Source organism: Moorena bouillonii PNG, from assembly GCF_001942495.1.
In the GTDB taxonomy this organism is placed as follows: Bacteria; Cyanobacteriota; Cyanobacteriia; order Cyanobacteriales; family Coleofasciculaceae; genus Moorena; species Moorena bouillonii.
Map to the genome: position 1 here is coordinate 392273 of NZ_MKZS01000001.1, position 25005 is coordinate 417277.

At 41.8% G+C, this 25005-nt stretch carries 23 protein-coding genes and 2 pseudogenes; 14 read left to right on the plus strand and 11 right to left on the minus strand.

Annotated features, from left to right (window positions below; translation table 11 throughout):
* Positions 1–164: 164 nt before the first annotated feature.
* From BJP37_RS01675 to BJP37_RS43170, 5 genes are all read right to left on the minus strand, one after another.
* Positions 165–860 (minus strand): DevA family ABC transporter ATP-binding protein, encoded by a 696-nt coding sequence (locus BJP37_RS01675; RefSeq protein WP_075895975.1) that lies wholly within the window; start codon positions 858–860, stop codon positions 165–167.
* Between the two features lie 365 nt (positions 861–1225).
* Entirely contained in the window at positions 1226–2374 is a 1149-nt protein-coding gene (devC, locus tag BJP37_RS01680) for an ABC transporter permease DevC (RefSeq protein ID WP_075895977.1), read from the minus strand.
* Between the two features lie 168 nt (positions 2375–2542).
* Positions 2543–3865: an ABC exporter membrane fusion protein gene (locus BJP37_RS01685; protein WP_075895979.1), complete on the minus strand. Its 1323-nt coding sequence runs from the start codon at positions 3863–3865 to the stop codon at positions 2543–2545.
* A 147-nt stretch (positions 3866–4012) separates the two neighbouring features.
* A complete protein-coding gene (locus BJP37_RS01690; RefSeq protein WP_075895981.1) occupies positions 4013–4540 on the minus strand; it encodes a MarR family winged helix-turn-helix transcriptional regulator in 528 nt (175 codons plus the stop codon).
* Between the two features lie 60 nt (positions 4541–4600).
* Positions 4601–4723 carry a hypothetical protein gene (locus BJP37_RS43170; protein ID WP_269086930.1) on the minus strand — a complete coding sequence of 41 codons (123 nt, stop codon included), beginning with the start codon at positions 4721–4723 and terminating at the stop codon, positions 4601–4603.
* A 262-nt stretch (positions 4724–4985) separates the two neighbouring features.
* Here BJP37_RS43170 and BJP37_RS01695 point away from each other — a divergent pair, with 262 nt between their 5' ends.
* The 4 genes and pseudogenes from BJP37_RS01695 to BJP37_RS01710 all read left to right on the plus strand — a co-directional run bounded on the left by BJP37_RS01695 (position 4986) and on the right by BJP37_RS01710 (position 8377).
* Positions 4986–5726, plus strand: a complete 741-nt coding sequence (locus BJP37_RS01695) for a cytochrome c biogenesis protein CcdA (RefSeq protein ID WP_075895983.1) — start codon at positions 4986–4988, stop codon at positions 5724–5726.
* 303 nt (positions 5727–6029) lie between these two features.
* A pseudogene (locus BJP37_RS01700) lies at positions 6030–6560 on the plus strand (cytochrome c biogenesis protein CcdA); the annotation flags it as partial.
* 18 nt (positions 6561–6578) lie between these two features.
* The gene (locus BJP37_RS01705; protein ID WP_158069350.1) at positions 6579–6776 is read left to right on the plus strand and encodes a hypothetical protein; all 198 of its coding nucleotides are present in this window, start codon (positions 6579–6581) and stop codon (positions 6774–6776) included.
* A 182-nt stretch (positions 6777–6958) separates the two neighbouring features.
* Entirely contained in the window at positions 6959–8377 is a 1419-nt protein-coding gene (locus BJP37_RS01710) for a cytochrome c biogenesis protein (protein ID WP_075895985.1), read from the plus strand.
* Between the two features lie 257 nt (positions 8378–8634).
* Here BJP37_RS01710 and BJP37_RS01715 read toward each other — a convergent pair whose 3' ends face one another.
* Together BJP37_RS01715 and BJP37_RS38185 are read right to left on the minus strand one after the other, a co-directional pair.
* Positions 8635–8853, minus strand: a complete 219-nt coding sequence (locus BJP37_RS01715; protein WP_075895987.1) for a hypothetical protein — start codon at positions 8851–8853, stop codon at positions 8635–8637.
* Between the two features lie 509 nt (positions 8854–9362).
* Positions 9363–9518: a hypothetical protein gene (locus BJP37_RS38185; RefSeq protein ID WP_158069351.1), complete on the minus strand. Its 156-nt coding sequence runs from the start codon at positions 9516–9518 to the stop codon at positions 9363–9365.
* A 436-nt stretch (positions 9519–9954) separates the two neighbouring features.
* Between BJP37_RS38185 and BJP37_RS01720 the strand changes: the two genes are divergently transcribed.
* Positions 9955–11103: a glycosyltransferase family 4 protein gene (locus BJP37_RS01720; RefSeq protein ID WP_075895989.1), complete on the plus strand. Its 1149-nt coding sequence runs from the start codon at positions 9955–9957 to the stop codon at positions 11101–11103.
* A gap of 373 nt (positions 11104–11476) precedes the next feature.
* Here the strand turns inward: BJP37_RS01720 and BJP37_RS01725 are convergent, their stop codons facing one another.
* Both BJP37_RS01725 and BJP37_RS41860 read right to left on the minus strand, forming a co-directional pair.
* A complete protein-coding gene (locus tag BJP37_RS01725) occupies positions 11477–11638 on the minus strand; it encodes a transposase family protein (RefSeq protein WP_081431028.1) in 162 nt (53 codons plus the stop codon).
* Between the two features lies 1 nt (position 11639).
* Entirely contained in the window at positions 11640–11771 is a 132-nt protein-coding gene (locus BJP37_RS41860; RefSeq protein WP_143727421.1) for a transposase family protein, read from the minus strand.
* Positions 11772–12238: 467 nt separating this feature from the next.
* Here BJP37_RS41860 and BJP37_RS01735 point away from each other — a divergent pair, with 467 nt between their 5' ends.
* Both BJP37_RS01735 and BJP37_RS01740 read left to right on the plus strand, forming a co-directional pair.
* Complete coding sequence (locus tag BJP37_RS01735; protein ID WP_075895993.1) at positions 12239–12592, plus strand: hypothetical protein; 354 nt, start codon at positions 12239–12241, stop codon at positions 12590–12592.
* Between the two features lie 438 nt (positions 12593–13030).
* Complete coding sequence (locus BJP37_RS01740; RefSeq protein ID WP_229415158.1) at positions 13031–14827, plus strand: ABC1 kinase family protein; 1797 nt, start codon at positions 13031–13033, stop codon at positions 14825–14827.
* A gap of 323 nt (positions 14828–15150) precedes the next feature.
* Here the strand turns inward: BJP37_RS01740 and BJP37_RS38190 are convergent, their stop codons facing one another.
* On the minus strand, positions 15151–15294 hold the full coding sequence (locus tag BJP37_RS38190) for a hypothetical protein (RefSeq protein ID WP_158069352.1): 144 nt from the start codon (positions 15292–15294) through the stop codon (positions 15151–15153).
* A gap of 258 nt (positions 15295–15552) precedes the next feature.
* On the opposite strand from BJP37_RS38190, the gene BJP37_RS45305 reads away from it, so the two are divergent.
* The 6 genes and pseudogenes from BJP37_RS45305 to glk all read left to right on the plus strand — a co-directional run bounded on the left by BJP37_RS45305 (position 15553) and on the right by glk (position 20514).
* A complete protein-coding gene (locus BJP37_RS45305) occupies positions 15553–15717 on the plus strand; it encodes a transposase (RefSeq protein WP_369121420.1) in 165 nt (54 codons plus the stop codon).
* Between the two features lie 177 nt (positions 15718–15894).
* Positions 15895–16197, plus strand: a complete 303-nt coding sequence (locus tag BJP37_RS01750) for a DUF6312 domain-containing protein (RefSeq protein ID WP_075895997.1) — start codon at positions 15895–15897, stop codon at positions 16195–16197.
* A gap of 192 nt (positions 16198–16389) precedes the next feature.
* A complete protein-coding gene (locus tag BJP37_RS01755) occupies positions 16390–16596 on the plus strand; it encodes a DUF6200 domain-containing protein (RefSeq protein ID WP_075895999.1) in 207 nt (68 codons plus the stop codon).
* Positions 16597–17723: 1127 nt separating this feature from the next.
* A pseudogene (gene hxpB / locus BJP37_RS44185) lies at positions 17724–18369 on the plus strand (hexitol phosphatase HxpB).
* 46 nt (positions 18370–18415) lie between these two features.
* Entirely contained in the window at positions 18416–19465 is a 1050-nt protein-coding gene (locus tag BJP37_RS01765) for a zinc-dependent alcohol dehydrogenase (RefSeq protein WP_229415159.1), read from the plus strand.
* Between the two features lie 71 nt (positions 19466–19536).
* Positions 19537–20514, plus strand: a complete 978-nt coding sequence (gene glk, locus BJP37_RS01770; protein WP_075905669.1) for a glucokinase — start codon at positions 19537–19539, stop codon at positions 20512–20514.
* A gap of 117 nt (positions 20515–20631) precedes the next feature.
* Here glk and BJP37_RS01775 read toward each other — a convergent pair whose 3' ends face one another.
* Complete coding sequence (locus tag BJP37_RS01775; protein WP_075896001.1) at positions 20632–21600, minus strand: DMT family transporter; 969 nt, start codon at positions 21598–21600, stop codon at positions 20632–20634.
* 786 nt (positions 21601–22386) lie between these two features.
* On the opposite strand from BJP37_RS01775, the gene BJP37_RS01780 reads away from it, so the two are divergent.
* A complete protein-coding gene (locus BJP37_RS01780) occupies positions 22387–24987 on the plus strand; it encodes an MBL fold metallo-hydrolase (protein WP_075896003.1) in 2601 nt (866 codons plus the stop codon).
* Positions 24988–25005: the final 18 nt, after the last annotated feature.

The window sequence follows — 25005 nt, forward strand, 5'->3', positions numbered from 1 at the left end:
GTTAATTTCTAGTTTAGATTTTCCATTAACAATTTTATATTTTATATTTGTCAGCTGTTTCTTTTAAGCTGATGTTAATTTAAATTGGTTATTACCTGTTCCCTGTTCCCTGTTCCCTGTTTCTTTTGAGTAATTTAGATATCCCAATCTAAATACTGAACAGCTTAATTAACTGCTTTGATACCATTAAGACGCCCATCTTCCATATTAACAATCCGGTCAGCAATATCCAGAATTCGATTGTCGTGAGTAACCAGTAAAATCGTACATCCCTGTTCTTTAGCTAACTGCTGCATTAAATCCACCACTTCACGACCGGATTTACTGTCTAGTGCTGCTGTTGGTTCATCTGCTAAGAGTATCTTGGGATTACCCACTAAAGCACGAGCGATCGCGACTCGTTGTTTTTGTCCTCCAGAAAGTTTATCTGGGTAGTAATTCACCCACTGACCTAACCCCACTGCTTCCAATATAGCTACTGATTTACTAATAGCATCTTTAACAGAAAGTTCTGGGTGTAGTTCTGCTGACATTTGCACATTTTGGCGAGCTGTTAAACTCTTGAGTAAGTTATGAGCCTGGAAAATATAGCCAATATGACGCCGCACTGCTATCAAGCGACTTTTATTGGCTCCCAGCAGTTGTTCTCCTAGGATTTTGAGACTACCAGATTGAGGCGATCGCAATCCTCCGATTAGGGTTAGTAATGTCGTCTTACCCGATCCAGAAGGACCAGTCATCAACACAATTTCTCCTTGGTGGATGTCTAGGTCAATATCAAACAAAACCTGTTTCCGTAGAAAACCCTTACCAAAGTAATGGTTAAGATGCTTAATGCATACAACTGCTTCGTCCACCATGACAGTTTTCGTTCCTACCTAGTTATTGGTTATTGATTATAGTTTTAGGGTAAGCATTCAGCCGTCAGCTGTCAGTTGTCAGCCTAATACTTAAAATAAACCTCGAATGGGAGAATTTAATAGTTCGAGATTTTATCGAATTGAAATTTTGGGGAAAATCCCTTGGCCATTGGCCACGGTACGCTAACAGCGTGGCACAGGCTTTGGCCTTGGCCTTTGGCCACGCTACGCGAATGGCCACGCTGTGCGAACGACGCTGGAACTTAACTCAGCATTATTCGAATGCTTACCTCTTTTATTCAAAAGCTGTTCGCGTAGCGTGTGCGTAGCACATAAGCTGATAGCTGATAGCTGATAGCTTACATTTAAAAAATATCAGCGGGATCGGCTGCTTGGAGTTTCCCGATCGCGATCGCACCGGAAATACAACACATGATAATCGTCAGAATCAACACTGTTACTGCCCTAGCTAGACTCATAGCTATGGGTAAACTGGTAGCATTTTTAGTTAAACTATACAACCCTAAGGCTAGTCCATATCCGGGAAAATAACCTAAAATTGCCAGAATTATAGCTTCTTGAAAAACGACAATCAATAGGTAACTGGTTTTATAACCCATGGCTTTAAGGGTAGCATACTCAGGCAAATGATCCGCGACATCAGTATATAGAATTTGATAAACAATCACTGTACCGACGATAAATCCCATAGCGCTACCCAGGGTAAAAATAAAGCCAATAGCTGTACTGCTTTGCCAGTAAGCTTTCTCCCAATTAACAAACTCTTCCTTGGATAAAACTAGAACATCCTTGGAAAGTTCGCGCCTCATCTTCTCTACAACTATCTCCAAATCTAACCCTGGTTCTAATTCAATCAAACCGATATCAATCAGTCCTCTATGGCGGTCAGGGAAAAGGCGGAAAAAGTTTAAATCACTGGTGATCACATTTCCATCTGCTGCAAAGGAAGCCCCTAGGGTGAATAAGCCCCCTACTCGAATGCGACGTTGTTTGACTTCAGTGGTTATCTCTTTGCCCTGATTAAACTCTTCCGCAATAGGACCATATTCAGGTCTGGAGCTGTCATCGAACAAAACTACATCGGGCATTTTAATTGTATCCAGATTGCTGGTTACTCCAGATAAATTGAAGACGTTGTCAGTAGGATTAAACCCAATCACAAGTACATTACGACTTTCACTGGTTTGAGGATTTTTCCAGAGGGCATAGTCCATATATATCCCACGAATCGATTTGACCCCATCAAATGCAATACTTTGATACAACCTGCGACTAGGAAAACTTTTCATAGCGATTGTTGCTTGGGACTGGGGACTAATCAAAAAAATGTCACCCTGTAAGCTATTATGTAGTGTCACATTACTTTCAAACAGGGCATCCCGAAAACCCATTTGCATAAACATTAAAATATCGGCAAAAGCAATTCCTGCCAGTGCCACCAGCAAACGCATTTTTTCATGGGTCAATTGTAACCATGCTAAAGGTATTTTCATTATTAATAGTTACTAGTTAATGACCATTTTTGAATTCAAAATTAAAAATAAAAAATGAATAGCCTTATACTTTGTAAGTGTTTCCACCGGATACAAGCCCACGAATTAATTTATAGGTTAGTTTTTAATTTTGAATTGATAATTTTTAATTGGAGCGATAGCGATTGACTAATAAGTAGTAACTATTTTTACGATGACTTGAGAGTTAGTTAAATCAGTAACCGTCTTGCTGTCTTCTGGATTGAGACGAATATCTACTTCGACAACTCTGGCATCTACGTCAGCAGCTGGATCAGTGTCAAGAACATCCTGTTTGTCAATTTGTTGCCCAATTCTAACTACAGTGCCATTGAGTTTACCTTCAAATGCCTTGCTTTCACTAATAATAGTTACTTTCTGCCCTAGCTTGACTTTACCAATATCACTTTCGTAGACTTCAGCAACAACCATCATTTGGTCAGTTTGCCCTAGTTCCACAATTCCCTTTTCTGGATCGATGGTTTCTCCTGGATAAGTGTTAATTTTCAAAATTTGACTATCTAGTGGAGAATGGACGTAAGCAAATTTTAATTCTGCTTCGGCTTGCTTGACTTGTGCCATAGCCATTTCTAGCTCCGCTTCAGCCTGTCTAATATCTACTAGACGTACTTCTTTTATCTCTTCGAGGGTAGCTTTGGCTTCGTTAATCTGTGCTTCTACCACAGCTAGGGTCTGGTTGCGGTTGACAATAGCTTCTTTGAGTTGTTCCCTGAGGGTGCTTATAGTTTGGGTGCGGTTGGCTATGGCTTCACTGACGCTCTCTTGGGCGGTTTCTACGCTTAGGCGGCGGCTGTCTAATTCGGAAATTGCGATCGCACCGTCTCGTTCTAACTGCTCATAGCGCTGAAAATCTGCTTGCACATTCCTTAACTGAGCCTCTAATCGCCTGACTGTGGCATCTTTCTCTTGTTGTGTTTCTTGCAGCTGAGTCTGTAAACGGTCAATGCGAGTTTGTAGCGCCTCCTTCTGCCCCCGATACTCTGCCTCTAGTCGTTTAATCTTAGCCTCCTGAGCAGCAATGGTGCCACTTTTAGCACCGGCTTTGACTTTCTCCAAGTTCGCACGGCTTACTTTAACCTCCGCTTTGGCTCGTTCTAAATCCGCTTGTAAGCGATCGCGATTTTCCATGATGGCAATCAATTGATTGGCACCTACTTTATCTCCTTCCTTAACCAGCAACTGAGCTACCCTTGGTGCTTGAAAAGTCGTTGGAGCAGCTAATTGAATAACTTCCCCCTCAGGTTCGAGACGTCCTAGAGCAGTTACAGCTCGGATAGCTGTGGTTGTACTGGGGGGGGATGGCACTGCTTCTGGTGGGCGCTCACGGACCATTTCCAAACTGTATCGGCTAGCGACCACAGTTGCCAGAATCCCAACACCAGCCAGTACAATCACCCAACGACTTAGGGGCTTTGATAATCCCTGATCTTTTATCCCAATCTTTGGCTCCATGACTCCTCCCGTTAAATCAACTTCTGTCGGTTATATGAGCCATAACTATCTCTTTTGTGCCATATTATATGGCTCCTTACTATTTAATTTATCATAACGGAAATACAATTACGAGCACCGGTAAAAGATTTTTTGAGCAATCCCTCATTACTGGGTCAGCTGAAATTCAGCAGATTGCATAGCAGGGGTTCCCGCTCGCAACTTTGCTAAAAGTTTAACGAAGGTTTTCTTTTCTGCGCCAGTCAGGTTAGCCATCAAACCTGTCACCCGATTAAAGTGGTTGGGAAGCATTTCCTTCAAGAACTGCCAACCGTTTGGAGTCAGCTGAACCATCAGCATCCGTCGGTCATCTGGGTGGGGCTGGCGTTTAACTAACCCTTGACGTTCGAGACCATCGAGCAGACCTGTGATTGTCCCACGAGTAACACCAGCCTGTTGAGCACATTCGGAAGGAGTCAACCCTAACTCACCAGCTTTGTGTAATAGCATGAGTACGGTAAACTTACCGATTGATAACTCGTAGCGACCCAAATGAGTGTCAATCGCTTCGTAGATCTCAGTGGTAGTTTTCAGGAACGACAGACAAGTAAACACTGATGCTATATCTAGCTCAGGGTACTGTCTCGCCAAATTTAGCAGTTCCTGCTCTGAGGGAAGGTCACGTTTAGTGAACATAGTCTATCCCCTTAAAAAAGTTTGCCGACTTATTATTATCGTGCCTTACTATAGTATTTATCAAATAGGTGAGGTATACAAGTTGTGGATTTTATGGAATAGGGAACAGGGAATAGGGAATAGGGAATAGGGAATAGGGAATAGGGAATAGGGAATAGGGAATAGGGAATAGGGAACAGTCAAGAAATCCTGTCTACCTCATTAATATGAGAACGTAAATTATACATCATGGATGTAAAAGGCACAATATCTAGCAGTTCCAGAAGTGAGATACATCTCAAGGGGAATAAATTTGGTGTCTACCTCATCCAACTGAAAACTGCAACTCCTCCTTTACATCTACCTGGGCAGTAACCTTTTTGGTATATATACCTGGCATTTTGGCCACTCTACGTAAGGAGTTCAATACGCTACAATTCAACCAAACTGGGTGTTCAGATTCCCTATGCTTGACACATTCTCGACTCAACTTTATCAACTCCAACAATTTGCTAATAACCTGGTTGACAGTCAACTGACTCACCTGAGCCTAGTCAGCATCGCCATCATCTTTGCTGCTGGGTTGCTGACTAGCCTAACCCCCTGTATGCTATCTATGCTACCCATCACGATTGGCTACATCGGTGGTTATGAAAATCAAGGACGGCTGCAAGCTGCTACCCAATCGGTATGGTTTGCCTTAGGCTTAGCCACAACCTTAGCTGCATTAGGAATTATCGCAGCATCTATCGGGCGAGTCTATGGTCAAATCGGTGTTGGCTTACCGATTATTGTCAGCCTAATCGCCATTATTATGGGGTTGAATTTACTAGAAGCACTACCGCTACAGTTTCCAACTTGGGGTGGTATGGATTGGATTTCCCAGGAATGGCCGAAAGGGTTACGCTCTTATCTGATTGGTTTGACCTTCGGTTTAGTCGCTTCTCCTTGCAGTACACCCGTATTAGCAACGTTACTGGCTTGGGTTGTCTCAACTAAAGATTTAGTCTTAGGTGGTGCCTTGCTGTTGTCTTATACAGCTGGTTATGTGGCACCCTTGATCTTGGCAGGTACCTTTACTGCTTCAATTAAACGATTATTAGAATTGCGACAGTGGTCGAGTTGGATTACACCAGTAAGTGGTGCGCTATTGGTGGCATTTGGTGTGTTTTCTTTGTTGTCTCGGATTCCTGTAGGAATTTTTTGACTGAGTACTGAGTACTGAGTGCGTCGTCAGCTATCAGCTATCAGCTATCAGCTATCAGCTATCAGCTATCAGCTATCAGCTATCAGCTATCAGCTATCAGCTATCAGCTATCAGCTATCAGCTATCAGCTATCAGCTATCAGCTATCAGCTATCAGCTATCAGCTATCAGCTATCAGCTATCAGCTATCAGCTATCAGCTATCAGCTATCAGCTATCAGCTATCAGCTATCAGCTATCAGCTATCAGCTATCAGCTATCAGCTATCAGCTATCAGCTATCAGCTATCAGCTATCAGCTATNCTGCTACCCAATCGGTATGGTTTGCCTTAGGCTTAGCCACAACCTTAGCTGCATTAGGAATTATCGCAGCATCTATCGGGCGAGTCTATGGTCAAATCGGTGTTGGCTTACCGATTATTGTCAGCCTAATCGCCATTATTATGGGGTTGAATTTACTAGAAGCACTACCGCTACAGTTTCCAACTTGGGGTGGTATGGATTGGATTTCCCAGGAATGGCCGAAAGGGTTACGCTCTTATCTGATTGGTTTGACCTTCGGTTTAGTCGCTTCTCCTTGCAGTACACCCGTATTAGCAACGTTACTGGCTTGGGTTGTCTCAACTAAAGATTTAGTCTTAGGTGGTGCCTTGCTGTTGTCTTATACAGCTGGTTATGTGGCACCCTTGATCTTGGCAGGTACCTTTACTGCTTCAATTAAACGATTATTAGAATTGCGACAGTGGTCGAGTTGGATTACACCAGTAAGTGGTGCGCTATTGGTGGCATTTGGTGTGTTTTCTTTGTTGTCTCGGATTCCTGTAGGAATTTTTTGACTGAGTACTGAGTACTGAGTGCGTCGTCAGCTATCAGCTATCAGCTATCAGCTATCAGTTATCAGCTATCAGCTATCAGCTATCAGCTATCAGCTATCAGCTATCAGTTATCAGCTATCAGCTATCAGCTATCAGCTATCAGCTATCAGCTATCAGCTATCAGCTATCAGCTATCAGCTATCAGTTATCAGCTATCAGCTATCAGCTATCACCTGATGCGCAATAGACTTTTCTGAAGACTTTCAATTATCATTAATCTCGAACTATTAAATTCTCTCGTTTGCGAATCGGCGCACGCTACGCTGGGTTTATTTTAAGCTGACCGCTGAATGCTACTGATATTCTTTTCCTAAATCTGCTCATTCTATTAAGAAAACAAGTAATTAACTAGACTTTATATGACTTTAGAAAACAGATCAGAAAATTCATCAGAAAATTTATCAGAAAACACATCAGAAAACTCATCATTGACTAGTAGCAGTCGGTTGTGGCGTCGGTTAGTATCATTGCTAGCTAACTTACGGCTAGCGATTATCTTGCTACTTGCGATCGCATTATTTAGCATCAGCGGTACAGTTATTGAACAGGGGGAATCTCTGGCCTTTTACCAAGCTAATTATCCTGAAGACCCAGCCTTGTTTGGTTTCCTCAGCTGGAAGGTGTTGTTGCTCCTAGGCTTAGATCATGTCTATCGGACTTGGTGGTTTTTGTCCTTATTAGTGTTATTCGGTAGTAGTCTGACCGCCTGTACCTTCACTCGTCAATTTCCGGCTTTAAAAGCAGCCGGGAATTGGAAGTTTTACAAACAACCCCGCCAGTTTGGGAAACTTGCCTTGAGTGTAGAGTTGGACAAGGGGTCTTTTACTTCCCTGACTGAGTTGTTAGAAAAGCGGCGTTACAAGGTATTCCAAGAGGGGGATACTATCTACGCCCGTAAAGGAATTATCGGACGGATTGGTCCCATTGTAGTTCATGCCAGTATGTTGATTATCCTGGGAGGGTCAATTTGGGGCTCAATGACAGGATTTACGGCTCAGGAAATGGTTACCAGTGGCAATACATTCCAAGTTAGAAACATTATTGATGCCGGTCCGTTTGCTTGGCCCCAAATCCCCAAAGATTTGTCAGTGCGGGTGAATCGCTTCTGGATTGATTACACTCCGTCTGGGGACATTGATCAATTTTACTCCAATCTGTCAGTTTTGGATAGTCAAGGTGAGGAGGTTGACCAAGAGACTATTTATGTGAATAAGCCCCTAAGATATCGAGGTGTCACCTTTTACCAAACCGATTGGGGGATTGCTGGGGTTCAGGTGCAGTTGAATAATAGTCCAATTTTCCAGCTTCCCATGGCACAACTTCCCACTAATGGTGAGGGACGGATTTGGGGCACTTGGGTTCCCACAAAACCTGATTTAAGTGAAGGGGTATCCCTTTTAGCGAGGGATTTGCAGGGAACCCTGTTTGTCTATGATGGAACGGGTAATCTCGTTTCCACCGTTCGTCCTGGTATGGGGATTAAGGTCAATGGGGTGATACTTAAAATTAAAGATGTCATCGGCAGCACTGGCTTACAAATTAAAGCTGACCCCGGTATTCCCTTTGTATACACTGGCTTTGGCTTACTGATGTTAGGGGTACTGATGAGTTATGTCTCCCACTCTCAGATTTGGGCATTACAAAAAGGCGATCGCTTTTATATTGGTGGGAAAACCAATCGTGCTTTGGTCACCTTTGAACGGGAATTGATTGAGATTTTAGAGCAGGTCGGTGAATCCTCCCAGACCGTAGAACCTTTACTGGCTAAATCTGCTTAGTATATAGCGATGCAGCAACGGAACAGGGGAGGGTACTAAACAGAATCAGAAAGGATAACTGAGTAACCGAACCACTATGGTGATCAACCCAAACATCAAGGGCAAAGTTGGTGATGCTGGAGCCTAAGAGCTGATTTGTAAACTCGCACTAAACCTTGTAGGATAAGGCTTGCGCTCAACTAGAACAATTGAACTATTTAATACCCAAAAGACAATCATAGTAAGGCTTTCAAGCTTATTAATATTTACTTGACAAATTAGCTCTCATCATTAGATATATGACTACCAGGAACGGTATGGATTTCCACCTCTGAATCTGAATCGCTCAAACGCGCTTTTGCTCCTGCTTTCAGCAGTAAGAGGGGTTTAATTTTTTGTTGATACCAGTAATCCACCAGAACAAAAATGGTGGTTATCAGCGTTGGAAAGTCTATACTGTTCATAGGAGGTTTCCGGGTGGTCAGTGACATTTCCATCTTCGAGCCTCCTTTCTCTTGTGTCTAATTCACATTAGGCGTTAGTGATAAAATAATCAATGTCTGTCGCCTCTTCAATTGAACTTGCATCTCCTACGATAGCAAATGTTCTTTCTCCTTCTAGAGGAGACCTGAGGGGGTAAAATGCCAGCTAAAATCCTTACTGGGAGTACTTTAAGCCGATATGTTACTTAATCGGTGCGCCTGACCTAGGCGAATTAAATTCGCTACAGGTGCGCACCTAGAATATACATACTGTTTTGGCCTGAGCTTGGAGGTAGTTATAAGGGTTTGAGCTTCTAGAAAATCATTCGTAGGGTGAATTTGCCAGTTTATCTTTGCTAAGATAATTGGCATCAAAGCCTTATATAGTAAGCTTTTCAGGGCAAATGTCACCCCCTCAGGTGAAATTTACTTGGTCAATTTGAGCGCTGAAAAGCAGTTACTGAGATAGTTTCAAGTTTTTGGAGAGGTCTATTAAGTCCGCGCTATGACGATTCTGAGGTAATTTAGGTGTTGGGTTTAAGTGTGAGCTTGAGTTCGGCTAATTCCTTCAACAGTTGGTCGATCAGCTTTTGCTGCAGTATCACGACCACCAACTGCTCTGTTGTCAGTGGCTTGAGTTGGGGGGGAGCTAGTTTTTCGGGTTTCGGTTGTTCGCTCATGCCGCTACCACACCGGATTTCAATATTTTGTCAACCACCCTCACCTGAATTCTTACATTTCATATAAAATCGTTGGGGGCACAATAACTATAAAATCATTGAAGGCACAATAACATTGAGCAATCTTGGCAATAAAATCCATATAAAGTGTGTCAAAAAAATTAAACACACTTTATATGGATTAATAAGCATGGGTTGATCTCAAGGTTTGGGTGTTCGACAAAACCCAAAATCAGGTTGCAGATTGCGTCCTGCTATCAGCAGTCACCACTAAGTTTGGTGAATAACTCGTTGTGTCCAAGGTCTAACCAAGCTACCACTGTCAGCGAACTGAAAACCAGCTTTGCAACGCCCCTAAATTAAGGACAGCAAAGAGCTGAGTAATCATGTCGTCAGAGAAAAGTAATCAAATTTAAGAAGTTATGAGGTCAAAGTAGTGAGGATCCTCTTAATCTGCACTGAGAAGCTTCCTGTTCCATGTATTCGAGGAGGTGCAATCCAGACTTATATTGACGGAATACTACCTTATCTAAGCAAGTTTCATGACGTTAGTGTTTTTTCTGTCACTGATTCAGATTTGCCCAATCAACATGTCCTGAATGGAGTCAGCTACCAGCGCTTCCCCACAGGTGATAGTGATGCTTACTACCAAGCAGCTGCTAAATTTGTAGCTGAGGAAAAATTCGATTTAGTCATTCTTTACAATCGCCCTAAATACTTACCCTCTATTGCTGCTGCTAGCCCTAGTAGTCAGTTTCTCCTGAGCATGCACAATGAAATGTTTCATGAGGAAAAGATTAAACCTGAGGTTGCTGAGACTTGTCTAGAGAAGGTCAGAGGAGTCATAACAGTCAGCAAATTTATTGCTGATGGAATTGCCGATCTCTTCCCTGACTACCGACATAAACTTAACCCCGTATATGCAGGAGTTGATTTAGAACAGTTTCAGTCCCGATGGTCACCGGAAGGATCTAGACGTCGCCAAGAATTGCTAAGTTCTCACGGATTGACCGATCGCAAAATCGTTGTTTATGTAGGTCGATTAAGTATTAAGAAAGGACCCCATATCCTAATTTCTGCCTTACCCCAAATTCTAGAACAACATCCATCAACATTTCTTTTTATAGTGGGCAGCAAATGGTACGGCCATAACGAGGAAAATAAATATGTTCGTCAACTGAAAGAACAAGCAAAAACCTATGAAGACTCAATTTATTTGACTGGCTTTATTCCACCGGCAAATGTCCAGAAGTACTTCCTCATGGGTGATATCTTTGTTTGTGCATCTCAATGGCAAGAACCTTTAGCACGAGTTCATTATGAAGCCATGGCAACAGGTCTTCCTATGGTTACCACAATGCGAGGAGGAAACCCAGAAGTAGTCATCCCAGGTATGAATGGTCTCTTGATCAGTGACTATGAGAATCCCGATGCCTTTGCAGAAGCAATTAACTCTTTATTGGACAATAAAGAGTTAGCTGAAAAAATGGGTCGATACGGACGCCATCTGGGTGACAAGTATTATGGTTGGGAGCGGGTTGCTTCAGACATTTCCCGGATTATTTCAGACTGCTGCCTATCCTAAGGATAGCAGGGTAATCCCATTTAAATTTGTCAACTGGGTATCAAAAACCTAGGGCAGTTTTCAATCATACCTTCATCCCTTCTTCGGCTCATGAAAGCGTCATGAAGAGTTGGCACATTAGGTATTATTATTGGCAGGGTAAGGGAGAACTTCGTATCACCATCACGACACGGGTGTTGCCCTTCCATAGCACGGGAATGGCTGTGATCTCATTGGACTTGCTCAAGAACCCGTTGTTGAGCTAACACCAGATGATGTTCACTCGCCCAGGCACTCACCGTGTGTAAGGCAATGAGATTGCTTTTCGCGATCGTAGGAACCCCGAGCAGTTAAACCCATCAATATTGATCAGCTTAATCTCTAGCTGGGTCGGTTACTGCTCGACCCAACTATTGAAGCATTCATCCAACTGAGTTGGGTCAATCAATACCAAGACTCCCGAAAAGGTATCGTGATATGGAATACTATGGGGCAATTTCAAAAACGTCTCTAACCATTGCTGTTTCGCTTTGCCATAGGTTTCAATGGCTACCATATTATCTGCCCCAGACAGAAGCCAAGATGGTTATGGTCACAATATCTACAAGTTTATGCTTGGGTTCCGGTTTGACTCTCGGGTCATCCAATGCCTCAAACTGATAAATCACGCTATGAATGAGCTGTTTCATCCTTTGCTGAAAGGGGCGATGGGGTGGGAGCACCAAAGCCAAGGGACATCAGGGCTGAGAGCATGTGAACAGACTAATTTAATCTCTATCCAATTTCCTGGATTCTGGAGAGATTGTCTAGTCTGAATTGAACCAAAGCCAACTTTTGCGCCAACGTGTGTTTTGTCAAGTACAATTTATACAAAATAGCTGGGATTACCCTGGAATTTTAGCTTGCATGTCACCCCCTCAGGATACTATCATGTGTTTGGTAATTCTTTTGATGCAGAAGTGTTGAATGTCAAAAAAAAGTGTCAAAAAAGTTGTTCAATATGATAAAATCATCAAAGCTATAAAATTCATACTCGTTAAGTATGATTTAAATAAGTTTTCCAAAAATCATAAAATATATTTTGGAACCGTTACCAAAAAAAGATTATCTATCTCTCAGTACCTTATCATTTGGATCTTGTTAGTTGGAGTATGTAATGGATAAGAGTGTGATCAGTATGCGAGATTTATTGAAACGGTTAAATCTTCAAGAAATAGACTTAACGAGATCTAATTTTTATAAAGCGGTTAATAAGATAAAAACATTTTTTATTAAAAAAATAACTCATCAATTTAAAAGGCAACTCAATTCAAAAAAAAATCAAGTTAAAAACCGAAATTTATTGATTACCGTTAGCGAAGCGTGGCCTACAGCCGATAGTTCAACTATTTTTACTTTAAAAAATAAACTATCATGGAGCCAAGGATATCATCAAGTTAAATTATTTTGTGGCTTGGACATTTGCCGTTCAGACGTAGGGGAAATAGTTATTCATTATTCATATTTATAGCTATTTAATCACTTATTTAAGATTACAGCTAATAGAAATAGCCGACCCTGCGCGAACGCCGAAAGATTTTGGAAAAACAGCATTAGATAAAATTCGTTTCAATCATATATGTCTCAATAAATTACCTATGTACATTGGTTTACAAAACTAATTTGGTGAAAGTAAAATACGACTTTATAGGGTTAATTTATGAAAATATGTAAATTTTTGTTTCGCGATTCAACATTTCTGATTTTGATGTTGATCTGTTTCTCTACTTATGTCTGCTAATACCGCAAACTCATCCAACATGGACTGCAGTACTTTTTAAAGAGTAACAGTTTCAGTAGCGAAACTATCGTGGACTGCCTAAAACTAGCTAGTTTTTGATAAGACTACATTCAGGATTTCATGATAGGATAACTACGAGATATCAATGATTATTATTAAAATTTATTTTTGGCTGCTTATAATATGATGAAGAAAGAAGATATCCCTACTCCTATTATTGATAACAAACAACGAAAGAAAGTTAAAATAGCTGAAAATTTGGAAGATCGTCGTTTTTCTACTCTCTACATTATCCGACGATTTATTATTTACTTTTTAGGGATACAACTTCGCAGAATTACAAATAAGCCAGATATACAAAAGAATGCGAACGATCTACGTCAGATATTTGAAGATTTGGGAGGCTTCTGGGTAAAAACTGGTCAGTTGTTAGCATTGCGAAACGATATTTTACCAGATGAGATTTGTGACCAGTTAATACGTCTTCAGTATGAAGCGATTGGATTCCCTATGGCTATGGTTAGATCAACAATTGAGTCAGAGCTAGGAGCACCCATGGAAAAAATATTTCAAGATTTTGATGAGACTCCTTTGGCAGCTGCATCAATTGGTCAGGTTCATAGAGCAACGTTGCGCAGTAAAAGAAAACCGGTAATCGTTAAAATTCAACGTCCAAATTTAGCAGAAGCATTCAAGCGAGATTTGGATTTAATTAAAGTCGTTGTCAACCTGTTAATTTCTTTGAATTTTATGAGTTACCTACGTTTAGATGAAGCAGTATCGCAGTTAGATAAAATATTTAATGAGGAATTAGATTATCGCTATGAAGCCTCTAATACTCGTAATATGAGAAAAACACTAAAACAGCATAAAATATATGTTCCAAAGATTTATGATAAATATTGTAAACGTCGAGTTTTAGTTATGGAATATATCGATGGGGTTCTTGCCTCTGATTATATTAAAGTATCGAATAGGGATCCCGTCAGAGCCTCTCAATGGGAGGATGAAAATGACTTTGATAGTGAAAAAGTAGGTGAAAAGATATTTCTTTCATTACTTCGACAAGTATTTGAAGATAACTTGTACCATGGAGATCTACATCCAGGCAATATTATTTTCTTGCGTCGGAGCAAAGTCGTATTCATTGACATGGGTAGCGTGGGATCCCTGGATAGGGAGTTGAGGGTGACTTATAATGAGTATACGAATGCATTGACATATGGAGATTTTAGCAAAGCGTCTAATTACATCATGCGGTTGGCTGTTGATATTCCCAGAGTTAATGTACCTACAGTCAGGGCACAGATGTCGCGTGCTATAGAGAGTTGGTCCTCCAAAGCGCAACTTAAAGGGGTAGAGTTTAAAGAAAAGTCTTTTGGTGCGGCAACGGCTGACTTATCTAAAGTGCTGACCAAATATCGTATCCCAAATAATTGGACTTTTCTCAAAATGAGTCGATCTTTTTTAACTCTAGATGGTACAATGCAGTACCTATTACCTGAATTTGATTTTTTCAAGACATCTAAAAAATATAATCGCCAGTCAGATAAACGTGCTCTCAAACAAAGTTTAGAGCCAACAAGTATTAGAAATTCGATTAACCAGTTCTTTGATACTATTAGCGAGTACAATAACCTGATTTTACCTGAGTTGCGACAACGAACCATCGCATTTGAGTTAACCAGTAATATTTTTGCACTTTTGCTGGTAGTAGGTTTCCAATCTCTCGCCTATTTACTCCTAATAACTGAACCAGTTGCAGTTTATAGTTTCCTTTATCAACATTATTTTAAAGCGATTGAACCTATTCATACTCAACTGGCTGAAGAGTTTTTTCAACAAATTCCCCATCTTCCATATCTGGAATGGATTGGTATTTTTATACTGATTGGTCTCAGTGCTAGAATACTGCTTGCAGGAGCAAAAGTTCTGAAGCGTCAAGACTTTCCTCAGAAAATATAACAGAGTACTCATAAGTGTGGATCTGAAATTCCAGCCTATACAGTCGTTTTTCCTATTGTTTGCATGATGGGTACTGGTTCCATCGAATGTGAAGGAGAAAGGCGTTGCTGATTCTGGGTATGGTTTCGCCCCCCTAGGGGGCAGGGCTGTTTCTTGCGTCGTTATATCCTAGAAGTAGTGTGATCAATGGGTGCATTACATGAATCGAGGGGAGGTGAAGTTTTAAACAGTGGGAGAGGTTAAAACCCTTGACCTGAATTCTTACTATGAAATGATGCACTTTCACTACTGACGCTGAGGGGGTGACATGCCAGCTAAAATCCTTACTGGGTAGTGCGTTCAGCCGATATGTTACTTAATCGGTGCTCTTTCCGTTGGCGAATTAAATTCGCCACGGGTCGCACCTGAAAGATACATGGTGTTTTCGCCTGACCTTGGACTTCGTTATAAGGGTTTGAGCTTGCCATTAAATCCTTCCTAGGGTCAATTTGCTAGTTGATCTTTGCTAAGAGAACTGGCATCAAAGCCTTATATAGTCACCTTTTTAGGGTTCATGTCACCCCCTCTCACTAAGAGTCGTTTGCCTCAAATCTCCAATCATCACCGCCAACCCTATCCAAGTGATATGAGTGATGTAGAATGGGGAGTGTTGCGACCGCTTATACCGTTGCCGTTGGGATTTGGGCATCTGAGGAGGGTAAACTTGCGCTCCTATCATCAACGGGATCTGCTATGTGCAGCGTAGTGGATCCCAGTTGAACATGCTGCACCATGACTTTCCAGCTCACCCAAGGGTCTATGGTTATTTCCGTAAATGGCAACTGCTTTGGGTATGGCCTGAGAATCCATGGCCAATTGCGTCATCCACTCCGATAACAAATGGGAGGTGAAGAAGACTCCAGTGTGGCGCTCGCGTAGCGTCGGTCTTTGCCCGCATCGCCAATTTAATGACTCGCCGACTGGCTTGTTGAGGTTTTGTTTACAAATCAGCTTTAATTGTTGATCAGTGATGTTTTATGCGATAGAATCAACTGTAGTAGTTAAATCAATCTAGGAACCTAAACGTTATGGCTGATAGTGAGGGAGTTAAGAGCGCTGTCATTCTACGCAGTGAAGAGGATTTTGGAGGCACACCTGATTTCTTGTCTGGGTCTTCAAGTAAGAGGAGCAAGAAAAAGAAGAAGAAGAAGCAGGCAGCAGGTTTAAAGCCTCTTGAGAAGGCTGTGTTTAAACAAGCAAAGCGTCTCGATGAGGCAAGTAAGATCTATAAGGATCGCCATGAGAAGTCCAATCGTAAGAAGAAAAATGGTTGGATCAAGGATTTTGGAAAGAACTATACCAAGAGTATGTCTAAGTTAATGAAATTTTAGTTTGGTTTCTGCTCTACCCTTAACTTCGATGTAATGGGTCAGTTAATGGCTATGTTGAAGGCAAAAAAGGTTTGAGTTCTTCAAAAGTTTTTGGAATGTTCATTACATCAGTTTGAAGTTTTTTATAAGGGCAGAGCTGGGCATGATACAACTTTTGACAAAGCTTGCTAAAATTTAGTTAGGAGAACGTTCATGACTACACTTCAGAAAGAAAACACCATTATCCTAGACATGGGATCGGCAAAGAAGGATGATATTAAAGATTTGCAATATGGTGAGGGTAGGCTTTTTAAGAGGATTGCTAGGGCCATTGAAGAATTGAAGCAGAGTGGTGAAGTTGCAGAAAATGCTCAACCAGTAATTGTTGTGGTTAAGAAGAAAAACGATAAAGATTGGTAAGTTTTTAATCGATCTTGAGAAGTAATACGAATATCCGTCATGGGCTTCGTAGATTTGTGTTTCAGGGTTAGTATACAGCTAGAGAAAATGTCGCAGAGTCTAGCAAAAACTCTTATTATTTGTTAGACTTAAATTAGGGGAACACCGACAGGGATTATTATGTAACTTAAATTAAAGCCGAAAACCAAGGGTTTAATAGTTGCGCTCTCTATCCCGGTGGAAGGAACTTTTTTGACATTTTTATGGCGCTCGCTGGATATTCCTGAGAGCTTTGGGAGATACCCCCTGGATGTGAAAGCATCTTGCATGGGCGAGCCTTGGTCTATATTGGTAGACTTTGGTAGCTAAAAAGTATCGGTTACACTGAGTTGCTAACTCAAGTCCGCTTGACTTTCACCCAAGATTGAGTCCGCCTTTGGCAAAGCTATTGTTATTGGCTACTTCAAGGAATCTGCATCGGGGGCATAAAGCCCCCGATGCAGATTCCTTGAAGATATATAGGAACCTCTACTTCTTGTACTGGTAATGTTCAAGTAGACTCGTGAACTCCCCCAACTTAATTCGTTTAAGTTGGGGTTTCTAGCGTGGCCCTAGGCCACGCTACGGGAACACGGAAAAAAGCCGAAGGTGCCCTTGACCTAGGAGAATAAAATTCCCCTAGGTCAAGGGCACCTCAACTTATACCAAATCCGGTTGCCATACCCCCTTAATAAATCAAAGAAACTCTAGCCAATTATAATCGACATAACTTAATAAGTTAGCTTGGATAGCATAAGTTAGCTTGGATAGCATTGATGGAGATTAACTGTTGTTTTTTTACTTTTTTACAGTCAAATTTTAATTGGGTTTGTAATTGATAACCAAAACCCTTTAGCATTTGTTATTTCTCCGTTTTTAAACTCAGATTAAAACTCGATTATAGTGTGAATTGAGTTTTATGGATAGGATAATATTCGATAATTTTTGTCAAGTACATTTTATACCAAATTAGATGATATTACCCTGTATCCCTATCGAGAAGCTTCCTATAGAATTGACTAATTGGAGTCCACAGCCTGGACCCGAACTGTTGTAGATCTCGACTCTTGAGGAAGATTTTAATGCAGGATGTAGCTGTCATCTTTGATATGGATGGTTTGCTAATTGATAGCGAACCGTTTTGGTCTCAAGTAGAAATAGAAATATTCAATGACCTTGGCATTCTCCTCAACGAGAGTATTACGTCTCAAACCACGGGTTTGCGAAACGATGAAGTAGTCAAGTATTGGTATGCTCGATTTCCTTGGACTGGTATTAGCCAAGCTGAGGTATGTCGAACAATGATAACTCGGATGAGTGACCTATTGATGACGATGGGACAACCGATGCCAGGTGCAATTGAAGCTGTAAACTTGTGTCGGGAATTAAACTTACCCCTAGCCCTAGCCACGTCATCTCCGATGAGTCTAATTGATACAGTACTCAAACGGCTCGATTTAAAGGAAGAGTTTGAGCCTGATCACATCAGCAGAAGCAGAGGAATTTGGTAAACCCCATCCAGCCGTATATCTCAGGGCTAGCCGTCGTCTGGGTATAGAACCAACAAAGTGTGTTGCCTTAGAGGATTCGGTTCGTGGCGTGATTAGTGCCAAAGCTGCCAGCATGGGATGTATTGCGGTTCCAGCACCAGAAAATCTAGAGGATGAACGGTTTGCGATCGCAGATGTCACCGTTAATTCACTAGAACAGATCACTGAGCCTTGGCTGAAAAAGTTTTTAGCTGAATATAGCTAGGCTAAACCTCACCTAAACATGTATGTATACGGAGCAGCACGATAGTATGACAACCATGCAGGCTGCGGTCTGGTATGGTCCAGGACGTGAGAACTTTCGCTTACAAAAAATAGACCGACCATTACCTAGTGCAGGGGAAGTATTGATACAGGTTCAGAAGTGTTTCTTTTGTGCGATGCACGCACGGGCGGTATTAGTGGGACACGCCAAACATAATCCTCCAGTCATTTTTGGTAGGATGCTGGCGGGAGATGTTGTTGCTGTAGGGGAGGGTGTTACCAAAGTCAAACCAGGGATGCGCGTTACCGTCAACCCAGAAAAACCCTGTGGAGAGTGTTTTTACTGTCAGCGAGGAGCATTAGGCCATTGCCTCAACCCAACTAAGTTACAACCCGGTGGCATGGCTGAGTTTGTATGCGTTCCGGCTTCCCTGGCTAGCGGAATCGTTGAACTGCCTTCATCGATTCCCTATGAATTTGCTGCCTATACAGAAACACTAGCCTGTATCCTTCAGGGTATTGACTTATCTAATATTGGTTTGTCCGATTGCGTGGTAATTATTGGTGATGGCGGTGTGGGACTGACCTTCCTTCAGCTAGCCCGCTTGAGAGGTGCTACCAAAATAATTCTAGCTGGCAAACATGATGATTCTCTGGAACAGGCATCAGCCTTGGGTGCTGATCGTACCGTTAATGTTACCCGAGAGTCTCTCAAAGACATAGTGATGGCCCAAACCGACAGTTATGGTGCTGATGTCGTTATTGAAGCCGTTGGCTCTGGGGAAACCTATGAACAGGCATTAACCCTGCTGAGGTGTGGCGGTACCGCAGTTGGGTTTGGTGGAACACCCCCGGGAACTGAGTTTCGGGGCAATCCTAATTTAATTCATTATCGTTCCCTCAAGATTTATGGTAGCTATCGATATACTCCAGAGCATTTTCGTCAGGCCATAGACCTGATTTGCACAAAGAAGATTAATCTAGAACCGATTATTACTAATACTGTTCCCTTCTCAAAATTAACAACAGAAGCAGTTGATATCCACAATCAACCGGATTGCCGAGCCTTAGTAATTGATTTTGCAGAGGGTGATTAACCTATAATTAAGTTAAGAGTTTGACAGCATTTTTGAATTTTGAATTTTGAATTTTGAATTTTGAATTACTTATGATATTAGCAGGTGACTTAGGCGGAACAAATTGCCGATTAGCGGTATTTGACGAGAACCTCTCTATAGTTCAAAAAAGCACTTATAAGTGTAAAGACTATCACAGTTTTGAAGATCTGGTTGGGGCTTTCGTTAAAAGCTGTGAGCATCCCATTAAAATTGCTTGTTTCGGCTTACCTGGTCCAATCCAGGAAGGTGTGTGTAAATTGACTAATTTACCTTGGGATAAAGTAGAAGCGGCTAAATTAGTTTCAGTTACCGGTGTTCCGGTTAGTTTGCTCAACGATGTAGAAGCCAATGCTTATGGCATAGAAACCCTAAAGGATGATGACTTAGTTACTCTTAATGTCGGCACTAAAATACCAGGGGGCAATCGAGCAGTAGTATCACCTGGTACTGGCTTGGGAGAAGCAGCAACCATTGAGGTGGAAGGTCGAGTTCATGCGATCGCATCTGAAGGTGGGAGTACTGACTTTGCTCCTTTGGATGAGCTTCAAGTGGGACTGATGCGTTATGTTCAGCAAGAATACAAACGGGTTAGCTACGAGATTCTTCTAGGAGGTCCTGGCTTGGTTCGTATGTATAATTATTTGCGGGATAGCGGTCATGGCAACACCCCTGAATGGTTAGCAGAAGAACTGAGCAAAGGAGAGCCAGCGGCAGCAATTAGTAATGCAGCTCTGGCCAATAAATGTCCCCTTTGTGTGCAAGCTTTAGAGATGTTTGTCTCAATCTTGGCATCTGAAGCCGGAAATGCTGCCCTTAAGTTTTTCGCAACTGGGGGTGTTTATCTCGGTGGAGGAATTCCCCCTCGCATTCTCGATAAGCTGCGTGAACCTCTGTTTATGGAAAATTTTATTAATAAGGATAAAATGGTAGATTTGCTGAAGTCTATTCCTATCTATGTGATTCTTAATGACCAGGCCGCTTTGCAGGGTGCTGCTTGGTATGCTCATAGAAGTCTATCTTCAAGATAACTAATCTTTATTTATAGTACGTAAGTATGTTATAGCAGTTCTCACTGGATTGAGAACTGCTATACCAATTACCAATTACCGACTAAATAGTTGTAGCATCCATAACGGAAAATGGTCTTAGGTGTTTTGTTCATTAATACTTGGCTTATCAGCACCTTTGCCAGTTTTTGCTAGATATATTCCCTCTATAATCACAGCAAAAGCTAGTATGTTAAGAATACTTAAGCTTTCTGAAAATAGAATCCAGGCTAGAATAGCACCAACGATTGGATCAAGAAGCAGCACTAAGGAAACAAAGCCTGAAGAAAAGTTCTTGAGGCTGTATACTACTAAACCATGTCCCACAGCTTCAGAGACAACAGCTAGGGAAATCACTGCTAACCATACTGACCAAGAAATCGGAAAAATTTGATCGCTCAATATCAGAACCACTGGGATCATAAAAAGTGTTCCTAAAGCACAGCGCCAAATCAGTATTCCTTCTACAGAAAACTTGGTTCGTAGTTGTTCTAATAGTAAAAAGTTTACTGCATAAAATACAGAAGATGCTAAGGCAGCACTATCACCGATAAAGTTATTGGGCGACTTTAGAAAATCCTCTATTTGTAGAGTAGTTGCCCCTAACAATGCAAGTGCCAGACCAATCAGGAATCTACGGTCAAAGCGCTGCTTAAATAATAACCATCCTCCTAGAGTAGCGAAAAATGGTGTTAAAGCTCCTAGTACATTACCATTAGCAACGCTAGTCTTAGTTAAAGACCAAGTCCATAGAAATCGACCACCCAGATGAGATATCGCTACGCCTACCAAAAGTAGGATATCGCCAATTTTATAACCTGACTGTGCGTCATATTTCTGATTCGATGTTTGAGTTCGTACTTGGTTTACTCCATTCCACAAACCAAAGACTAGAGTAGCTATCCAAAGACGATTGAATACTGTGGCATTAGCACTTATTTCTTGAAGAGAAAACCTGATTAAGATGGCTGTTATAGATAAAGCAAGTAAGGCAATTACTAATAATAGTATTGGTAGTAATTCTGATGAGGTTTGCTCTCTATTGTCTTCTGTTAGTATTGCTTTCATCGTTTGGTGTTAGATTTTGACTCAAAATACCGATATTTTGCCAATATTTAGCTATCCTTGGATAGCTAATCTAAAGCAATCCTTGGTTTGAAAACCAGAGGATACTATAGATGTTATATATAACGTCTATAGAGGTGTTTTAATTGTGGGTGATGCTGACGTGACTTTGGTCTTTTGGGTCTGTTATCTTACACTCATTATGAATGAATTATTAGCTGATAGGTTAGGCTAGTTTAGCTAAAATATAACCTACTATTCTGCTCCAAATAATAGTCTAATTATAAACTATCATGAACCCCAAATCAAACATAATTAGTATCAAGTTTTTATATCACCTCTAAAGGATTAGTGATGATTAACAATATCGTAATTTTTAGTATGGACAATTAAACGGATTTGATATAACATCCTGTCCGATAGTATTGGCAATATATTCCAGGGTTTGGCTTAATATTATGGCGATATGGCGATATGGCGATATGGCGTTGCGCGTTGCGTCGGGCTTTGCCCGAATCGCATTCTTATTGCGTTACCGTAGCAGCGACCGGATGAACATCCCCTTTGGCCTACTATTTGGCATACTACATTGATACAGAATAAAGCACGAGCCTTTGAGCCTAATCACTGAGTGCCATATCTGCCAAACTCTACTCGTTCTGGTATAATATAAGCTTATAAGTAACTACCAACCTAATTTGGGATCATTTCCCATTTGCTTGTTTACGATTAAAGTGGCAACTGATCCAAAAAATCCCCAAAAAGTCAACTGCTAATGCCACTACAGCGATGACCAATACCATCCAATGCACCTTAACTGGAAACATCGAGTCAGTAGCTCAGGTAAACTATATCCTTAGTGAGGATGGCATTCGATTCAAAATCAAAACCTTGCCCACTGATGATATTCCTACTGGAATCCATTCCTGGCAAGTCGCTCCCAATACTAGCTCAGATGGTGTAATAGGCTCTCTCTACCTAGAAGCCATGACTGAGACAGTCAAGGAGGAGCAATGGTTAATCGCTGGCAGAGTAGTGCAGTTAGGAAAACGGGGACAGTTTGTACAACTCAAAGTGTCCAGACCAGGACAGAAAACCCTGAAAATCAGTGTCTTAGGCTCTAACAAGCACATGAAGATTGGGGAACTGTGGGAAGTGGTTGCTAAGCGCCAACGAGATACCCTGATTTTACATCGAGCTTTACCCCAAGGAGAGCACAATTCCAATAGTCGCCCAGGGAAGAAAAACCGCAGCCACAAACCGGTCGAGTCTAGGAAGTATAAACATGAGTCAACATTTCAACAAACCCAAACAACCTTGTTACAGCAGGCTCTGACCAGGCTATCAGATGACCATTATCCCTCCAAATCCACACTAGCTGCTCCCCCGACGGAAACCATTAATAGAGTCTTAGCCACGTTGAAACAGAAAACCGATGTCAACGATTGGCAATTAGACTTGCCTAAACAGCGAGGTCGAACAAGATGGGAATGGGAAGCGTTTTCCCCTTCAACCCAGCAACAAGCACGAGTGAGTTTGAAGGGAAACTATATCCACGTATATTATTACCAGTTTCCGGATATCCCATCTGCAAGTGTTGATTCTCAATCCTATGATCGTTTAATTGTTACTCCTTTAGGAGCAGCTAGAAGCATTGGTGCCAGTTGTTTCCAAATTCTGATTGGGCCATATGAAGTACTCTTAGACTGTGGGACTCGACCCAAAGGCTACGACCCTTTGCCCGCCTTGGACTATCTGGATAATCCTCACCTGCTCCTGATCTCCCATAGCCATCAAGACCATCTTGGTGCTGTGCCCGTCTTTCACAGCCGCTACCCTGGTGCGCGGATGATTTCCACTCATGGCACCAGGGAAATTGCCCATGTCATGCTCAGGGATGGACTGAAGATACAGCAACTGAATGAAGACTCTCCAGAGTTATTTGATGAGGCCGATTTAGAACAAACCTTGTTTCAATTGGAAACTCAACCAGTAGGCAAAGACTTTGAGGCATTACCGGGACTAATGGTAAGGTTCATCAATGCCGGGCATATCTTGGGTGCGGCTTGTATCTATCTGCGCTATAAGGATATGTCTTTACTCTATACCGGAGACTTCCACACTACCAATAGTCGCACCACTAACGGCTTGAATTTAGCTGAGCTTCCTGAAGCGGATATTTTAATTACTGAGTCTACCTATGGTTCCTCTGTCCACCCCGCTAGAAGAAATCAAGAAACTGCATTGATGGAATCCATTGCTGAAGTAGTGCAAGCTGGGGGCAATGTCTTGATTCCCTCTTTTGCTTTGGGTAGAGCTCAGGAAATCCTCTTAGCCATCCGAACTTCCAAGCTATTTAATAAATTAACAGTTCCCATCTTTGTGGATGGATTGGTCAGAGCAGTCACAGAGGTATTTCGAGAAAACCTGGACTTATTGCCTATTCCAGTTCAGAACTTAGTTAAGATTAACGGCCAGGAGCCATTCTTTGATAAAACCAGTACACCCCCGATTATTTCTATCGAAAACCCTCGGGAACGTCCGATTGCGATCGCAAAACCCAGTGTAATTGTGGCCAGTTCCGGTATGCTCACCGGTGGACCGTCAGTCTATTATGCCTCAGCACTGCTAGAGCGAGAGAATGCTGCCATCTTTATTTCTGGCTACACTGATGAAGAATCCCCTGGCCGCCTCCTGCAAAGTCTCAAAACTGGGGACACTGTTGAACTAGATGGGAAATCAATTACCGTCAAAGCTCAAATCAAACGGTTTAACCTCTCTGCCCATACCGATAAGGTGGGACTCGGACAAGTAATCAACAAGGTAAAGCCCAAGCACCTAGTCTTAATTCATGGAGAATTAGAAGCCTTACACCAAGTAGCCCGGTCTGGAGACAATCAGTCCTTATGCTATATCCATATTCCTGGTGTCGGAGATAAAATTGAATTAGGAGTAGCACCGGAACAGCTTTCCCGACAGCAGATTGCTAAGATTCAGCAACCCCAAGAGTTTGACGTGATGGTAGAGAGCTTTGGTACCGATGCTTGGTTGCGAGTTCCCGAAGAGGTGGTGGAAAAAGACCCTCGATGGCAGACCTTGAGTATCAGCGGCATTATCAAAGCGCGATGGGATGGTGCGAATCTCAAGCTTGCTCCCATGCAACCGGAAATGATACTTCAGGAAGAAGAGATTGAAGCAGGGCTTAAGAGTGGAAAGGATTGCTGTGCCGTGTGTCAGTTTTTCAGTGGTAGATTTTGTCAGTCTCCTGATAGTCCTTTGTTTGAGCGGAGGGTTGATCCCTTGGCAATCTGTGATCAATTCCAATCTAAAGTCCAGGATTTTTCAACTCTTGACACTGACCTTCTGTGGTCAGAGGAAGTTGATTACTAGCAGGATCCCTCTCCTACT

Coding starts and splice junctions, on each gene's coding strand:
- BJP37_RS01735 (WP_075895993.1), top strand. CDS start 12,239: ATGGATAAGAGTGTGATCAGTATGCGAGATTTATTGAAACGGTTAAAT.
- BJP37_RS01695 (WP_075895983.1), top strand. CDS start 4,986: ATGCTTGACACATTCTCGACTCAACTTTATCAACTCCAACAATTTGCT.
- BJP37_RS01710 (WP_075895985.1), top strand. CDS start 6,959: ATGACTTTAGAAAACAGATCAGAAAATTCATCAGAAAATTTATCAGAA.
- BJP37_RS01690 (WP_075895981.1), bottom strand. CDS start 4,540: ATGTTCACTAAACGTGACCTTCCCTCAGAGCAGGAACTGCTAAATTTG.
- BJP37_RS01750 (WP_075895997.1), top strand. CDS start 15,895: ATGGCTGATAGTGAGGGAGTTAAGAGCGCTGTCATTCTACGCAGTGAA.
- BJP37_RS01725 (WP_081431028.1), bottom strand. CDS start 11,638: ATGGTAGCCATTGAAACCTATGGCAAAGCGAAACAGCAATGGTTAGAG.
- BJP37_RS01715 (WP_075895987.1), bottom strand. CDS start 8,853: ATGGAAATGTCACTGACCACCCGGAAACCTCCTATGAACAGTATAGAC.
- BJP37_RS01780 (WP_075896003.1), top strand. CDS start 22,387: ATGACCAATACCATCCAATGCACCTTAACTGGAAACATCGAGTCAGTA.
- glk (WP_075905669.1), top strand. CDS start 19,537: ATGATATTAGCAGGTGACTTAGGCGGAACAAATTGCCGATTAGCGGTA.
- BJP37_RS01685 (WP_075895979.1), bottom strand. CDS start 3,865: ATGGAGCCAAAGATTGGGATAAAAGATCAGGGATTATCAAAGCCCCTA.
- BJP37_RS01675 (WP_075895975.1), bottom strand. CDS start 860: ATGGTGGACGAAGCAGTTGTATGCATTAAGCATCTTAACCATTACTTT.
- BJP37_RS41860 (WP_143727421.1), bottom strand. CDS start 11,771: ATGAAACAGCTCATTCATAGCGTGATTTATCAGTTTGAGGCATTGGAT.
- BJP37_RS01755 (WP_075895999.1), top strand. CDS start 16,390: ATGACTACACTTCAGAAAGAAAACACCATTATCCTAGACATGGGATCG.
- BJP37_RS38185 (WP_158069351.1), bottom strand. CDS start 9,518: ATGAGCGAACAACCGAAACCCGAAAAACTAGCTCCCCCCCAACTCAAG.
- BJP37_RS38190 (WP_158069352.1), bottom strand. CDS start 15,294: ATGGCAAGCTCAAACCCTTATAACGAAGTCCAAGGTCAGGCGAAAACA.
- BJP37_RS01765 (WP_229415159.1), top strand. CDS start 18,416: ATGACAACCATGCAGGCTGCGGTCTGGTATGGTCCAGGACGTGAGAAC.
- devC (WP_075895977.1), bottom strand. CDS start 2,374: ATGAAAATACCTTTAGCATGGTTACAATTGACCCATGAAAAAATGCGT.
- BJP37_RS01775 (WP_075896001.1), bottom strand. CDS start 21,600: ATGAAAGCAATACTAACAGAAGACAATAGAGAGCAAACCTCATCAGAA.